General features: G+C 69.2%; 13 protein-coding genes, 1 rRNA gene and 1 riboswitch. Of the genes, 12 read left to right on the forward strand and 2 right to left on the reverse strand.

The features are described 5' to 3' along the window. The 11 genes from rrf to ACFXOA_RS20750 all read left to right on the forward strand — a co-directional run. Positions 1-92, forward strand: a 5S ribosomal RNA gene (gene rrf / locus ACFXOA_RS20700); the annotation flags it as partial. 158 nt (positions 93-250) lie between these two features. After that, complete coding sequence (locus tag ACFXOA_RS20705) at positions 251-859, forward strand: CDP-alcohol phosphatidyltransferase family protein (RefSeq protein WP_385030295.1); 609 nt, start codon at positions 251-253, stop codon at positions 857-859. 111 nt (positions 860-970) lie between these two features. Next, on the forward strand, positions 971-3,466 hold the full coding sequence (locus ACFXOA_RS20710) for a sugar phosphate nucleotidyltransferase (RefSeq protein ID WP_385030298.1): 2,496 nt from the start codon (positions 971-973) through the stop codon (positions 3,464-3,466). 97 nt (positions 3,467-3,563) lie between these two features. Then, entirely contained in the window at positions 3,564-4,484 is a 921-nt protein-coding gene (locus tag ACFXOA_RS20715) for a DUF881 domain-containing protein (protein ID WP_385030301.1), read from the forward strand. Then, the gene (locus ACFXOA_RS20720) at positions 4,481-4,813 is read left to right on the forward strand and encodes a small basic family protein (RefSeq protein WP_003970459.1); all 333 of its coding nucleotides are present in this window, start codon (positions 4,481-4,483) and stop codon (positions 4,811-4,813) included. The genes ACFXOA_RS20715 and ACFXOA_RS20720 overlap by 4 nt, the downstream gene beginning before the upstream one ends. A 5-nt stretch (positions 4,814-4,818) precedes the next feature. Further along, positions 4,819-5,658 (forward strand): DUF881 domain-containing protein, encoded by an 840-nt coding sequence (locus ACFXOA_RS20725; RefSeq protein WP_385030304.1) that lies wholly within the window; start codon positions 4,819-4,821, stop codon positions 5,656-5,658. Between the two features lie 61 nt (positions 5,659-5,719). Further along, positions 5,720-6,625, forward strand: coding sequence for an FHA domain-containing protein (locus ACFXOA_RS20730; protein WP_385030531.1), 906 nt, complete (start codon positions 5,720-5,722; stop codon positions 6,623-6,625). A gap of 40 nt (positions 6,626-6,665) precedes the next feature. Continuing rightward, entirely contained in the window at positions 6,666-7,409 is a 744-nt protein-coding gene (locus tag ACFXOA_RS20735) for a MerR family transcriptional regulator (RefSeq protein WP_385030307.1), read from the forward strand. A gap of 53 nt (positions 7,410-7,462) precedes the next feature. After that, a complete protein-coding gene (locus ACFXOA_RS20740; RefSeq protein WP_014044725.1) occupies positions 7,463-7,936 on the forward strand; it encodes a bifunctional nuclease family protein in 474 nt (157 codons plus the stop codon). Positions 7,937-8,106: 170 nt separating this feature from the next. After that, the gene (locus ACFXOA_RS20745; protein ID WP_385030310.1) at positions 8,107-8,724 is read left to right on the forward strand and encodes a MerR family transcriptional regulator; all 618 of its coding nucleotides are present in this window, start codon (positions 8,107-8,109) and stop codon (positions 8,722-8,724) included. Between the two features lie 75 nt (positions 8,725-8,799). Beyond that, the gene (locus ACFXOA_RS20750) at positions 8,800-10,254 is read left to right on the forward strand and encodes a DNA polymerase IV (protein ID WP_385030313.1); all 1,455 of its coding nucleotides are present in this window, start codon (positions 8,800-8,802) and stop codon (positions 10,252-10,254) included. Here the strand turns inward: ACFXOA_RS20750 and ACFXOA_RS20755 are convergent. Next, positions 10,170-10,547 carry a PRC-barrel domain-containing protein gene (locus ACFXOA_RS20755; RefSeq protein WP_385030315.1) on the reverse strand — a complete coding sequence of 126 codons (378 nt, stop codon included), beginning with the start codon at positions 10,545-10,547 and terminating at the stop codon, positions 10,170-10,172. The two genes, ACFXOA_RS20750 and ACFXOA_RS20755, sit on opposite strands and share 85 nt — an antisense overlap. A gap of 133 nt (positions 10,548-10,680) precedes the next feature. Next, positions 10,681-10,777, forward strand: a riboswitch (glycine riboswitch). Between the two features lie 193 nt (positions 10,778-10,970). On the opposite strand from ACFXOA_RS20755, the gene gcvP reads away from it, so the two are divergent. After that, positions 10,971-13,856: an aminomethyl-transferring glycine dehydrogenase gene (gene gcvP, locus ACFXOA_RS20760; RefSeq protein WP_385030318.1), complete on the forward strand. Its 2,886-nt coding sequence runs from the start codon at positions 10,971-10,973 to the stop codon at positions 13,854-13,856. 61 nt (positions 13,857-13,917) lie between these two features. Here gcvP and ACFXOA_RS20765 read toward each other — a convergent pair whose 3' ends face one another. Further along, positions 13,918-14,124 (reverse strand): DUF5999 family protein, encoded by a 207-nt coding sequence (locus ACFXOA_RS20765; RefSeq protein ID WP_104790521.1) that lies wholly within the window; start codon positions 14,122-14,124, stop codon positions 13,918-13,920. Between the last annotated feature and the right edge of the window lie 169 nt (positions 14,125-14,293).

Consider the following 14,293-nt stretch of genomic DNA (forward strand, 5'->3'; position numbering starts at 1 on the left):
CGCCCGGTTACATTCCGAACCCGGAAGCTAAGCCTTTCAGCGCCGATGGTACTGCAGGGGGGACCCTGTGGGAGAGTAGGACGCCGCCGAACAATTATTCCGGGAAAGCCCCGTGCCCTTGTGGCACGGGGCTTTTCTGCGTTCCAGGACCAGCCTGCGCGTATCCCGCGCACCCCCGTGCACCGGGCGCCGGAAGCTGAGGGTAAGGTCAGGGGGCATCATTGGCACGTTCTTCACAGGAGGCCCCCGGGTGGAGGTCCAGGAGACTCGAGTTCAGACGGACCGAGTACTCACCATCCCCAACATCCTCAGCATGGCTCGCCTCGTCGGCGTACCCCTCTTCCTGTGGCTGATCCTCCGCCCTGTGTTCGGCGGGCCCAACAGCGACGGCTGGGCACTTCTGGTCCTGATGCTGAGCGGAATCAGCGACTACCTCGACGGCAAGCTCGCGCGCCGATGGAACCAGATCAGCAGTCTCGGCCGGCTCCTGGACCCGGCAGCGGACCGCCTCTACATTCTGTCCACCCTCGTCGGACTCACCTGGCGGGAGATCCTCCCGCTCTGGCTGACGGCCGCACTGCTCGCCCGCGAACTGATGCTCCTCGTGATGGTCGCAATCCTCCGTAGGCACGGCTACCCGCCGCCGCAGGTGAACTTCCTGGGGAAAGCCGCGACCTTCAACCTGATGTACGCCTTCCCCTTGTTGCTGCTCAGCGACGGAAGTGGTTGGCTTGCTTCGCTGGGCACCATTTTCGGATGGGCGTTCGCTGGATGGGGTACAACCCTCTATTGGTGGGCAGGGATCCTCTACGTGGTCCAGGTCCGCCGTCTGGTCAAGGCGGATGAAGTAGCCGATTAGCTCGTTGATGTGGTGCCGTGCAGTGTCGCCGGCCCGCACCTGATGCTGAGGTGTTGCCCCGACGGGTGAAGTCGGCTCGACCGTCGTCTCTTCGAGGAGGACGTTTCCGACATGAAGGCCGTCGTGATGGCAGGCGGTGAAGGCACCCGCCTTCGCCCCATGACCTCAAGCATGCCCAAGCCGCTCCTGCCCGTGGCCAACAGGCCGATCATGGAGCATGTGCTGCGGCTGCTCAAACGGCATGGGCTCAACGAAACAGTTGTCACTGTTCAGTTCCTCGCTTCCCTCGTCAAGAACTACTTCGGCGACGGCGAGGAGCTCGGTATGGAGCTCAGTTATGCCAACGAGGAGAAGCCACTCGGTACCGCGGGAAGCGTGAAGAACGCCGAGGAAGCCCTGAAGGACGACACCTTCCTGGTCATTTCCGGCGACGCCCTCACCGACTTCGATCTCACCGATCTGATCGCCTTCCACAAGGAGAAGGGCGCACTCGTCACGGTGTGCCTGACGCGGGTCCCCAACCCCCTGGAATTCGGCATCACGATCGTGGACGAAGAGGGGAAGGTGGAGCGCTTCCTGGAGAAGCCCACCTGGGGTCAGGTCTTCTCGGACACGGTGAACACCGGCATCTACGTGATGGAGCCCGAAGTCTTCGACTACGTCCAGGCCGACACCTCGGTGGACTGGTCCGGAGACGTGTTCCCGCAGCTCATGAAGGACGGAAAGCCGATCTACGGCTACATCGCCGAGGGCTACTGGGAAGACGTGGGCACCCACGAGAGCTACGTGAAGGCCCAGGCCGACGTACTCGAGCGCAAGGTCGACGTGGACGTCGACGGCTTCGAGATCTCTCCCGGCGTCTGGGTCGCGGAAGGCGCCGAGGTCCACCCCGACGCGGTGCTCAGGGGACCGCTGTACATCGGTGACTACGCCAAGATCGAAGCCGGTGCGGAGATCCGCGAACACACCGTCGTGGGGTCGAACGTCGTCGTGAAGTCCGGCGCGTTCCTCCACCGTGCGGTGGTGCACGACAACGTGTACATCGGCGAGCAGAGCAACCTGCGTGGATGCGTCATCGGCAAGAACACCGACATCATGCGGGCCTCGCGCATCGAGGACGGCGCCGTCATCGGCGACGAATGCCTGGTGGGCGAAGAATCGATCATCCAGGGCAACGTCCGCGTCTACCCCTTCAAGACCATCGAGGCCGGCGCGTTCGTCAACACCTCGGTCATCTGGGAGTCGCGAGGACAGGCCCATCTCTTCGGAGCCCGGGGCGTCTCCGGGATCCTGAACGTGGAGATCACCCCGGAGCTCGCCGTTCGGCTCGCCGGCGCGTACGCGACGACCCTGAAGAAGGGCGCGACCGTCACGACCGCGCGTGACCACTCCCGTGGTGCCCGTGCGCTCAAGAGAGCGGTCATCTCGGCCCTGCAGGCCAGTGCCATCGACGTCCGGGACCTGGAGAACGTCCCGCTGCCCGTCGCCCGCCAGCAGACCGCGCGGGGCAGCGCCGGCGGAATCATGATCCGCACCTCTCCCGGAGTGCCGGACTCGGTCGACATCATGTTCTTCGACGAGCGGGGAGCGGATCTCTCCCAGGCCCGCCAGAAGAAGCTGGACCGCGTCTATGCCAGGCAGGAGTTCCGCAGGGCGTTCCCGGGCGAGATCGGCGACCTCCACTTCCCGTCGAGCGTGTTCGACTCCTACACCGGCTCCCTGCTCCGCAACGTCGACACCAGCGGCATCGCCGACGCGGGCCTCAAAGTGGTCGTGGACGCCTCCAACGGCAGCGCCGGGCTCGTGCTGCCCAGCCTGCTCGGACGCCTCGGGGTGGACGCGCTGACGATCAACCCCGGGCTCGACGAGTCCCGGCCGACGGAGTCCGCCGAATCCAGGCGTGCCGGACTGGTTCGTCTCGGGGAGATCGTTTCCTCGGCACGGGCGGCGTTCGGGGTGCGGTTCGACCCGGTGGGCGAACGGCTCTCCCTGGTGGACGAGCGCGGCCGCATCATCGAGGACGACCGGGCCCTCCTGGTCATGCTCGACCTCGTCGCGGCGGAGCGCAGGAGCGGAAGGGTGGCCCTCCCGGTGACGACCACCCGCGTCGCGGAGCAGGTCGCCGCGTACCACGGCACACAGGTCGAGTGGACCACCACGTCCCCGGACGACCTGACGCGCGTGGGGCGCGAGGACGCCACGATCTTCGGCGGTGACGGCCGCGGAGGATTCATCGTGCCGGAGTTCAGCAGCGTCTTCGACGGGGCGGCCGCCTTCGTCCGGCTCATCGGCCTCGTCGCCAGGACCCAGCTCACCCTGAGCCAGATCGACGCCCGTATCCCGCGCGCCCACGTCCTGCGCCGCGACGTCGCCACGCCATGGGCGGTCAAGGGGCTCGTCATGCGCAGGGTGGTCGAGGCGGCCGGAGACCGCAGCGTGGACACCACGGACGGGGTCCGTGTCGTCGAGACCGACGGGCGCTGGGTCATGGTTCTGCCCGACCGGGCGGAAGCCGTCACGCACCTCTGGGCCGAGGGGCCCGACGACGCCTCCGCGCAGGCACTGCTGGACGAGTGGTCGGCGGTCGTGGACAGCACAGGGGACTGAGTGGAGAACCCGCAGGCCCGGGGGTCCGCGCCGCGGAACCCGGGCCTGCGGTGGGGCCATTCGGCGCTGGCAGGCATGACGTGCGACGATGTGCGGCATGTCGCAGCCGCCCCCCGATCGGAGTAGCGCACCGCCGCGTCCCCGCCCCGACGCGTCCATGTCGCTGCTGACCACCGTGATGGAACACAGCCTCGACGAGGGGTACGCCGAGGCGTCGGCCCGCCGTAGGTCGGAGGGGCGCGAGGGGATGCCCCGCACCCTGAAGGCCAAGCTGGCACTGGCCGCGGGTCTGGTACTCGCCGCGCTGGTCGTGACCCTCGGCGCCGCCGAGGCACAGGTCGCCGCTCCGGTCGTCGCGAAGGAACGCGAGGAGCTCATCGACCGGGTGAACGCGGAGACGTCGACGGCCGACGCTCTCCAGAAGGACGTCGACGAACTGCGTGTGGACGTCGGAGAGCGGCAGCGCAAGGCGCTTCAGGAGCACGGCGGCGACCAGGGCGGCCTGGTCGCCCTGCTCTCCGGAGCCACCCCGGTCGAAGGACCGGGGGTCAAGCTCGTCGTGGACGACGCCAAGGACACCGATCAGGGAGGCGGAGGGCCACGCGAGTCCACCGGATTCGCCGACACCGGGCGGGTGCGCGACCGGGACATGCAGCGGGTGGTCAACGGCCTGTGGCAGTCGGGCGCCGAAGCGGTCGCCATCAACGGTCAGCGCCTGACGGCCCTCTCCGCGATCCGTGCCGCGGGCGACGCCATACTGGTCGACAACAGGCCGCTGGTGCCGCCCTACACGGTGCTCGCGGTGGGGGACGGGAAGAACCTCGCCGACGCCTTCCAGGACAGTGCCGACGGGCTCTACCTGCAGGCGCTCCACGAGAGTTTCGACATCCGCACCAGCATCTCCGCACAGGAGAAGGTGCGGCTGCCGGCCGCGCCCAGCCTGATCGTACGTACAGCAGAACCTCAGGTCGCAGACACGGGCAGTGGTGCGGCAGACACAGGGAAGGGCACATCGTGATCGCCGTACTGGGCCTCGTCGTGGGAGTCGTGGTCGGACTGTTGGTCCGGCCCGAAGTGCCGGCGGTGGTGGAGCCCTACCTCCCGATCGCGGTGGTCGCCGCGCTCGACGCCGTCTTCGGCGGTCTGCGGGCCATGCTCGACGGGATCTTCGTCGACAAGGTCTTCGTGGTCTCCTTCCTGTCCAACGTGGTCGTCGCCGCACTGATCGTCTTCCTCGGCGACAAGCTGGGCGTCGGGGCCCAGCTGTCCACGGGTGTGGTGGTCGTGCTCGGCATCCGGATCTTCTCCAACGCCGCGGCCATCCGCCGGCACGTGTTCCGGGCGTGAGGCAGATGAACGACAACACACCGAACTCCCACGACGCACAGAGCCCCGGCAACAGGTACCCGGCCCGCGAACTCCCGGCCGAGCAGCCCACGCCCGCACCCCCTCCTCCGGAGCCCGAGGAAGCCGTCTCGGGCCGCCAGCGGCTGAGGGCCGGCCTCTGGCCGCCCCGGGTGAGCAGAGCCCAACTCATCGTGGCTCTCCTGCTGTTCGTCCTCGGTCTGGGGCTGGCCATCCAGGTGCGGTCCAACAGCGACAACAGCGCCCTGCGCGGAGCCCGCCAGGAGGACCTCGTCCGGATCCTCGACGAACTGGACAACCGCACCCAGCGGCTGGAGGACGAGAAGCAGCGTCTCGACGACCAGCGCACGGAGCTGGAGAACAGCTCGGACCAGGCGGAGGAGGCCCGCAAGCAGACGCTCGAGAAGGAACGCCAGCTCGGTATCCTGGCAGGAACGGTCGCGGCGCACGGCCCCGGTATCACGCTGACGATCAGCGACCCGAGCGGCGCGGTCGAGGCGGACATGCTCCTGGACACCATCCAGGAGCTGCGTGCCGCCGGTGCCGAGGCCATCGAGATCAACGGTGTGCGGGTGGTGGCCGACACGTACTTCTCCGGCGACGGGGGAGACCTGAAGGTCGACGGCCGCAAGGTCGGGGCACCGTACGAGTTCAAGGTCATCGGCAAGCCGCAGGATCTCGAGCCGGCGCTGAACATCCCTGGCGGGGTGGTGCAGACGCTCGAGAAGGAGCAGGCCACGGCTGAGGTGAAACGCGTCGACGACATCGTCGTGGACGCCTTGCGTCCGGCGAAACAGCCTGATTACGCTCGGTCGTCGTCGCCGTGAGACACAGGTTCGGGGGTCTCGGGGGACACGGGTCGCGGGTTGCGGGGGGTCGGCGCAACGGATCGGTGACGCGTGGTGGAAACTGTCGGGTGGATACGGACGTTGTGAGGATGTCCGGGTCGGCAGGTGTGTTCGTTCAGGGTTCGTCCTGCCCCACGGGCGGGTCTATTTCGGTCAAGGGGAAACGCCCGTGAAGTTGTTTGCGAAGTTGTTCGGAAAGAGCTCCCGCGAGGACAGCGACAGCGCTGCCCGCCACCGTGCGCCGCGTCAGGGGCAGGGAGCAGAGGAGCAGGGCACGGAGCGCCCGCTGTTCCGTGACGAGGTGCACGGGTCCGGCGCGCCGTCTGTTGACCCCGCCGGTGCGGGACGCATAGGTTTCGGGGACTCATCGACCTCGAGTACGGGTGGAGGGTTCGCCCCCGCTCCGAAGGGCTCGTCCATGCCGGTCTGTACCAGGTGCGGGCATCAGAACGCAGAGGCCAGCCGCTTCTGCTCCAACTGCGGCGCCCCGCTGCGGGGCGGGGTTCCCGAGCGTGCCTCGGAGACGACCTCGACCATCTCCATCTCCGGTATCGAGGCGTACGAGGCCGAGGCGACAGGCCAGACGGCGCTTCCGTCGCTCTCGCCGGAGGCTCAGGCAGCGGTGGACGCACTGCCGGCGGGCTCCGCCCTCCTGGTGGTCCGTCGCGGCCCGAACTCGGGCAGCAGGTTCCTGCTCGACAGCGACCTGACGACGGCCGGCCGCCACCCCCAGAGCGACATCTTCCTGGACGACGTGACCGTGTCGCGGCGCCATGTGGAGTTTCACAGGAGTCCGGACGGTAGTTTCACCGTGGGCGACGTCGGCAGCCTCAACGGCACCTACGTCAACCGCGAGCGCATCGATTCCGTCGCGCTGACCAACGGCGACGAAGTCCAGATCGGTAAGTACCGGCTGGTCTTCTACGCGAGCCAGCGGGGCGTGTGACCGTCTCCCGGACATCGTCCGGGAGACCTGAGGAAGGTCCATGCTGCGAACACCGACAGGCGGTGCCGGCAACGGCACCGCCGCCCCGGGCCAGCGCGCCATGAGCATCGGAACGGTGCTTCTGCAGCTGCGCGACGAATTCCCCGAAGTCACCATCTCGAAGATCCGCTTCCTCGAGGCGGAAGGGCTCATCGAGCCCGACCGCACCCCATCGGGGTACCGGAAGTTCAGCCCGGCCGACGTCGAGCGGCTGGCTCAGGTGCTCCGGATGCAGCGGGACCACTACCTTCCGCTCAAGGTCATCCGTGAGCACCTGGACGCCCTGGCCCGTGGCGAGCAGGCGGTGCTGCCGTCCGGTGGCGGCCGGGGCGACTCCGGCGACACCCGATGGGACCAGGACGCGGGTACGACCACGGCGCCCCGCATCGGGCGCTCGGAGCTGCTCGCCGCGACCGAGGCCACCGAGGAGCAACTCGACGAGTGGGAGGCCTACGGACTCGTGGTGCCCGCCTCAGGGGGCAGCTACGACGCCGACGCGGTCACGATCGCCCGCCTCGTGTGCGACCTGGGCCGTTTCGGACTGGAACCGCGGCACATCCGGGCGGTGAAGGCGGCCGCGGAACGCGAGGCCGGCCTGGTCGAGCAGGTCGTCGCGCCTCTGCGCCGGCACCGGAATCCGCAGACCAGGGCCCACGCCGAGGCCACCGCCAAGGAGCTCGCCGACCTCTCCGTACGGCTCCACGCGGCGCTCGTGCAGAGCGCTCTGAAAGCCGGTTTCCACTGACCTGGGAGGAGCCCGACTATCCAAACATGGCGGGCACGTCCTAGGGTTGCTGTGTGAACGAGCTCGACGTTGTGGGTGTCCGGGTGGAAATGCCCTCCAACCAGCCGATCGTGCTCCTGCGTGAAGTGGGAGGCGACCGGTACCTCCCTATCTGGATCGGCCCTGGGGAAGCGACCGCGATCGCCTTCGCCCAGCAGGGCATGGCTCCGGCCAGGCCGCTGACCCATGATCTCTTCAAGGATGTGCTCGAGGCCGTAGGCCAGGAGCTCACCGAGGTCCGTATCACGGACCTCCGCGAAGGGGTGTTCTACGCGGAGCTGGTCTTTGCCAGTGGTGTCGAGGTGAGCGCGCGGCCGTCCGACGCCATAGCGCTCGCCCTGCGCACCGGTACGCCGATCTACGGCAGTGACGGGGTGCTCGACGACGCAGGCATCGCGATCCCCGACGAGCAGGAGGACGAGGTGGAGAAGTTCCGCGAGTTCCTCGACCAGATCTCCCCGGAGGACTTCGACACCAACAGCCAGTGACCTTCCGGGCCGGTGCCGCCCCGAGCGCATCCGACAAGCCGTTCCCCGAAATCGGTCACGGGAAACCACCCTCAGGGTGATTATCACTCGGCGTGCCGAGTGTGGCGATCGTTGACGCACCCCTGGTGACTGCCTACCTTCGAGATGGCAGGTCAAGGACGGAGGTCGGCGTGAGGATCAGCGGCGACGGTGCGGCAGCGGGTGGGCCGTACCGGCAGCACGGCAGTGCGGCCGACCACTCCATCAGACAGCCGGTTCAGCCGGCTGTGGTGGCAGCGGACGGTGCGGCAGCGGCGGAGGACATCGGCTACCGGGGGCCTACGGCTTGCGCGGCTGCCGGCATCACCTACCGGCAGCTCGATTACTGGGCGCGCACGGGACTCGTGGAGCCGAGCGTCCGCCCCGCGTACGGATCGGGGACGCAGCGTCTCTACAGCTTCCGTGACGTGGTTCTTCTCAAGATCGTGAAGCGGTTCCTCGACACAGGGGTCGCACTGCAGAACATCCGCACGACCGTGCAGCACCTCAGAGCCCGCGGCTTCACCGACCTCGAGCGGATGACCCTGATGAGCGACGGGGCCACCGTCTACGAGTGCTCCTCACCGGACGAGGTCGTGAACCTGCTCCAAGGGGGCCAGGGCGTCTTCGGAATCGCGGTCGGAGTCGTCTGGCGGGACGTCGACGCCGCGCTCTCCCAGCTCCACGGCGAGCGTGTCGACACGGGGGAGACCCTGATCGGCCACAATCCCGCCGACGAGCTGGCAAGGCGGCGCAACCGCGCGGGCTGACATCCCGGGGGAGCCCGGTGGGGTCCGTGTGCCGGGCTGCCCGGTTGTCAGTGCCGTAGGGCAGCATCGGTTCATGTGAGAGCCGCGCCGACCATTCTGCATCTCGACATGGATGCCTTCTACGCCTCCGCGGAGCAGGCGGCGAAGCCCAGCCTCCGGGGAAAGCCGGTGGTGGTGGGCGGTCTGGGGATGCGCGGAGTGGTCGCCACGGCGTCGTACGAGGCGCGACGGCTGGGTGTGCATTCGGCGATGCCGATGGCCCAGGCCAGGCGGCTGGCACCCAACGCCGCCTATCTGGTGCCACGGTTCGCGCTCTACCGGACGGTCAGCGACCAGGTGATGGAGCTGCTGGGCAGACTCTCGCCACTGGTGGAACCCCTCAGTCTCGACGAGGCGTTCGTCGATCTGGAGGCCGGGGGTGTGGCCGACGACCCGGTGTCCGCCCGCGCCGTCGGCGGGGAGCTGCGCGAGGTGATCAGGGCCGTCACCGGGCTCAGCGGCTCGGTGGGGCTGGCCGGCTCGAAGATGCTGGCGAAGATCGCCTCCGAGGAGGCGAAGCCTGACGGGCTCATGCTCATCGAGCCCGGCACCGAGCGGGAGCTCCTCGCGCCCATGTCCGTACGGATCCTTCCCGGCGTGGGACCGGCCACGGGGGACCATCTCAGGCGTGCGGGAATGACCCTTGTCAGCCATCTCGCCGAGGCGGGCGAGGCGGAACTCGTGCGGCTGCTGGGACGGGCGCACGGCATCGCCCTGCACCGCATGGCGCAGGGGTACGACGACCGTCCCGTGGTCGCCGAGCGGGACGCGAAGTCGGTGTCCGTCGAGGACACCTTCGACATCGACCTCCACGACCGTGTCCGGGTCAGGCACGAGGTGGAAAGGCTCGCCGACCGGTGCGTGGGACGGCTGCGCGGCGCGGGCCGGTCGGGACGCACCGTCGTCCTCAAGGTCCGCAGGTACGACTTCTCCACACTCACCCGATCCGAGACCCTGCGTGGCCCCACCGACGACCCCACGGTGGTCAGGGAGGCCGCTGCGCGCCTCCTGGACGCCGTCGACACCACCGGGGGCGTACGGCTGCTCGGGGTGGGCGTCACAGGGCTGGCGGACTTCACCCAGGAGGACCTGTTCGCCCAGGCCGCGGAAGCCGGACACGCGGCCGTGGGCGCCACCGGGCCGGGCGGCGACGACGGGGCCGGCGCCGAGGACGGCGCCCCCGGTCCGGCCGTGCGGGAGCAGCCGCCGGAGCGCCGCTGGGCCGCCGGACACGACGTGCGGCACGACGTCCACGGTCACGGATGGGTACAGGGGAGCGGCATCGGCCGGGTCACCGTGCGGTTCGAGGAACCGTGGACGGAACCCGGCCGGGTGCGGACGTTCCGCATCGACGACCCGGAGCTGCGGCCTGCCGACCCGCTGCCCCTGGTGAGGGACCCGGTGGACTACTCGTCGTGGCCGGCGAGCTTGCCGAAGTCCCGGTCGGGACCCGTGCCGCCGGAGGGTGAGGGGGAGGCGTCCAGACCGTAGTGCCGGTAGAGCTGCAGTTCCTGCTCGGGGGAGAGGTGGCGGCCCACGCCGAAGTCGGGAGCGTCCTTGATCAGCGCCCGGTCGAACGGGATCACCAGTGACCCGTCGACGAACTCGCTCGGCTCCAGAGGGACGAACGCGTCCCTGGTGAAGAGGCCGGTGCGCACGGCGGCCCACTCGGGGACCCCGGTGGCATCGTCGAGATAGACCTCGTCCACCGTCCCGATCTTGGCACCTCGACGGTCGAAGGCCTTGCGGCCGATCAGGCTGCGCGGATCGATGTCGGTCTGCACGGTGCCTCCCACTGGTCACAACTGCGTCAGGTGGTCGCTACTGCTCCACAGGCTCTACGAAAGGCCAGATCCCGGGCATCGGCCACTCGGGAAGGCCCGCCGCGACCCCGCTGGTAGGCTGGGACGTGGCTGCTGACCCTGTGCGGGAGAGTCCTCCGGAGTGATTCCGGAGGCGCCGAAGGAGCAACTCCTCCCCGGAATCTCTCAGGCCCCCGTACCGCACGGACGAGGTCACTCTGGAAAGCAGGGCGGATTCCGTACGGCATGTGCCGCCGCGGGCGCCGCCCTCACCGACGGTGAAAGCCGGTGTGCCCCGGGGCGTACCGGTGAAGCTCTCAGGTCGAGATGACAGATGGGGAGGCCGTTCGGGCAGCCACGCCGTGGCGCCCCTCGCAGGTCGTGGCAGACCAGGAGGCCTCCATCATGACCCCCCGTCGCACTCCGCTCTCCCAGCTTGAGCAGGGCATTCCCTTCGAACAGCGCCACATCGGGCCCGATGCCGGAGCTCAGGCGAAGATGCTCGCCCAGATCGGCTACGGCTCCCTCGACGAGCTCACCGCCGCCGCCGTCCCCGACGTGATCAAGAGCGCCGACGCGCTGGACCTTCCGGCTGCGCGCACCGAGGCCGAGGTCCTGGCGGAGCTGCGGAGCCTGGCCGACCGCAACCAGGTCCTCGCCCCGATGATCGGGCTGGGCTACTACGGCACCTTCACCCCGCCGGTGATCCTGCGCAACGTCATGGAGAACCCCGCCTGGTACACGGCCTACACGCCGTATCAGCCGGAGATCTCCCAGGGCCGGCTGGAGGCCCTCCTGAACTTCCAGACGATGGTCGCCGACCTGACCGGACTGCCCACGTCGGGTGCGTCCCTCCTCGACGAGGGCACCGCCGCCGCCGAGGCCATGGCGCTGGCGCGCCGGGTCGGCAAGGTGAAGGGCGGCGTCTTCCTGGTCGACGCCGACACCCTGCCGCAGACCGTCGCGGTGATCGAGACCCGAGCCGAGCCGACGGGCGTCCAGGTGGTCGTCGCCGACCTCGGCGACGGCATCCCCGCCGAGGTGGCCGAGCGGGGCGTCTTCGGTGTCCTGCTCCAGTACCCGGGCGCCTCCGGCGCCGTCCGCGACATCAAGCCCGTCATCGACCAGGCGCACGACCTCGGCGCGGTCGTCACCGTCGCCGCCGACCTCCTGGCCCTCACCCTGCTCACCTCGCCCGGCGAGCTGGGCGCCGACATCGCCGTCGGCACGACGCAGCGCTTCGGTGTCCCGATGGGCTTCGGCGGACCGCACGCCGGCTTCATGGCCGTACGCGAGAAGTTCGCCCGGAGCCTCCCCGGCCGGCTCGTCGGCGTCTCGGTCGACGCGGACGGCGACAAGGCATACCGCCTGGCACTGCAGACACGTGAGCAGCACATCCGCCGTGAGAAGGCCACGAGCAACATCTGCACCGCGCAGGTGCTGCTGGCCGTGATGGCCGGCATGTACGCCGTCTACCACGGTCCCGAGGGGCTGCGGACGATCGCCCGGCGTACCCACCGCTTCGCCGCCATCCTGTCCGCGGGGCTGCGCGCCGCCGGTGTGGAGGTCGTGCACGAGGCGTACTTCGACACCCTGACCGTGCGTGTCCCCGGCAAGGCCTCCGACGTGGTGGCCGACGCGCGTGGGCGTGGGGTCAACCTGCGTCTGGTCGACCCGGACCACGTCTCCCTGGCCTGCGACGAGACCACCACGCGCGCCCAGGTCGCGGCGGTCTGGGCCGCCTTCGGCGCCGACGGCGACGTCGAGGAGCTGGACGCGGCGACGGAGGACGCGCTGCCCGAGGCACTGCTGCGCACCGACACGGTGCTCACCCACCCGGTCTTCCACCAGCACCGTTCCGAGACGGCGATGCTGCGTTACCTGCGCAAGCTCGCCGACCGCGACTACGCCCTGGACCGGGGCATGATCCCGCTGGGCTCCTGCACGATGAAGCTCAACGCGACCGCCGAGATGGAGTCGATCACCTGGCCCGAGTTCGGTGCGCTGCACCCCTTCGCGCCGGCCGAGCAGGCGCAGGGATTCCTCACCCTCATCCGTGAACTCGAGGAGCGCCTGGCCGAGGTCACGGGGTACGACGCCGTCTCCATCCAGCCCAACGCCGGCTCGCAGGGCGAGTTCGCCGGACTGCTCGCGGTGCGTGCCTACCACCGGGCCAACGGCGACGAGGGCCGCACCGTCTGCCTGATCCCGTCCTCCGCGCACGGCACCAACGCCGCGAGTGCCGTGATGGCCGGTATGAAGGTCGTCGTGGTGAAGACCGCCGACGACGGCGAGGTCGACATCGCGGACCTCCGGGACAAGATCGCCCAGTACCGCGACGAGCTCGCCGTCCTCATGATCACCTACCCTTCGACGCACGGTGTCTTCGAGGAGCACGTGGCGGACATCTGCGGTGAGGTGCACGACGCCGGCGGTCAGGTCTACGTGGACGGTGCCAACCTCAACGCGCTGGTCGGTCTGGCCAAGCCCGGCCACTTCGGCGGCGACGTCTCGCACCTGAACCTGCACAAGACCTTCTGCATCCCGCACGGCGGCGGCGGTCCGGGTGTGGGGCCGGTCGGTGTCCGCGCCCACCTGGCGCCCTACCTCCCCAACCACCCGCTGCAGCCCGCCGCCGGCCCGGAGACGGGCGTCGGCCCGATCTCCGCGGCTCCGTGGGGTTCGGCCGGCATCCTGCCGATCTCGTGGGCCTACGTGCGGCTGATGGGAGGCGAGGGACTGAAGCGCGCGACGCAGGTGGCGGTGCTCGCCGCCAACTACATCGCCAAGCGCCTCGAGCCGCACTTCCCGATCCTGTACAACGGCCCGGCGGGCCTGGTCGCGCACGAGTGCATCGTGGACCTGCGGCCGATCTCCAAGGCGACCGGGGTGAGCATCGACGACGTCGCCAAGCGGCTCATCGACTACGGCTTCCACTCGCCGACCATGTCGTTCCCGGTGGCCGGGACGCTGATGATCGAGCCGACCGAGAGCGAGGACCTCGCCGAGCTCGACCGCTTCTGCGACACGATGATCGCCATCCGTGCCGAGATCGACAAGGTCGCCTCCGGGGAGTGGAGCGCCGAGGACAACCCTCTGCGAAACGCTCCTCACACGGCCGCGGCGCTCGGCGGGGAGTGGGACCACGCCTACTCCCGTGAGGAGGCGGTGTTCCCGTCCGGGGTGACTCCCGCGGACAAGTACTGGCCGCCGGTGCGGCGCATCGACGGAGCGTTCGGCGACCGCAACCTGGTCTGCTCCTGCCCGCCGCTGGACGCGTACGACCAGTAGGCACGCGTCGGGGCCGGTACGGAGAAGTCTCCGGCCGGCCCCCGTGTTCCGTCGGCCGTGATCAGGCGGCCTTCATCACCTGTCCGCTCCTCAGCGGACGGTGCGGAGCGATGATCTGCCCGTCCGGGAGCAGTTCACCTGTGTCCTCGAAGAGCAGGACGCCGTTGCACAGCAGGCTCCAGCCCTGTTCCGGATGGTGGGCCGTCAGGCGCGCGGCCTCCCGGTCGTTGGAGTCTGCGGTCGGGCAGGGTGGCTGGTGCTGGCACATGGATGGGTTCTTTCGCTGCGTCGAATCGAATGCCCTGCGGCTGGACGATGTGTTCATGGCCGCCCCCGTATCAGTCGGTCCGGTTCCAGTGTTGCCCTACGGGCGTCTCTCCGCAGGGATTTCGCAGCAGCTGCTCTTCTCCACCCATGACGCATCACCCGCCCGGACG

The organism is Streptomyces sp. NPDC059166, from assembly GCF_042755185.1.
GTDB lineage: Bacteria > Actinomycetota > Actinomycetes > Streptomycetales > Streptomycetaceae > Streptomyces.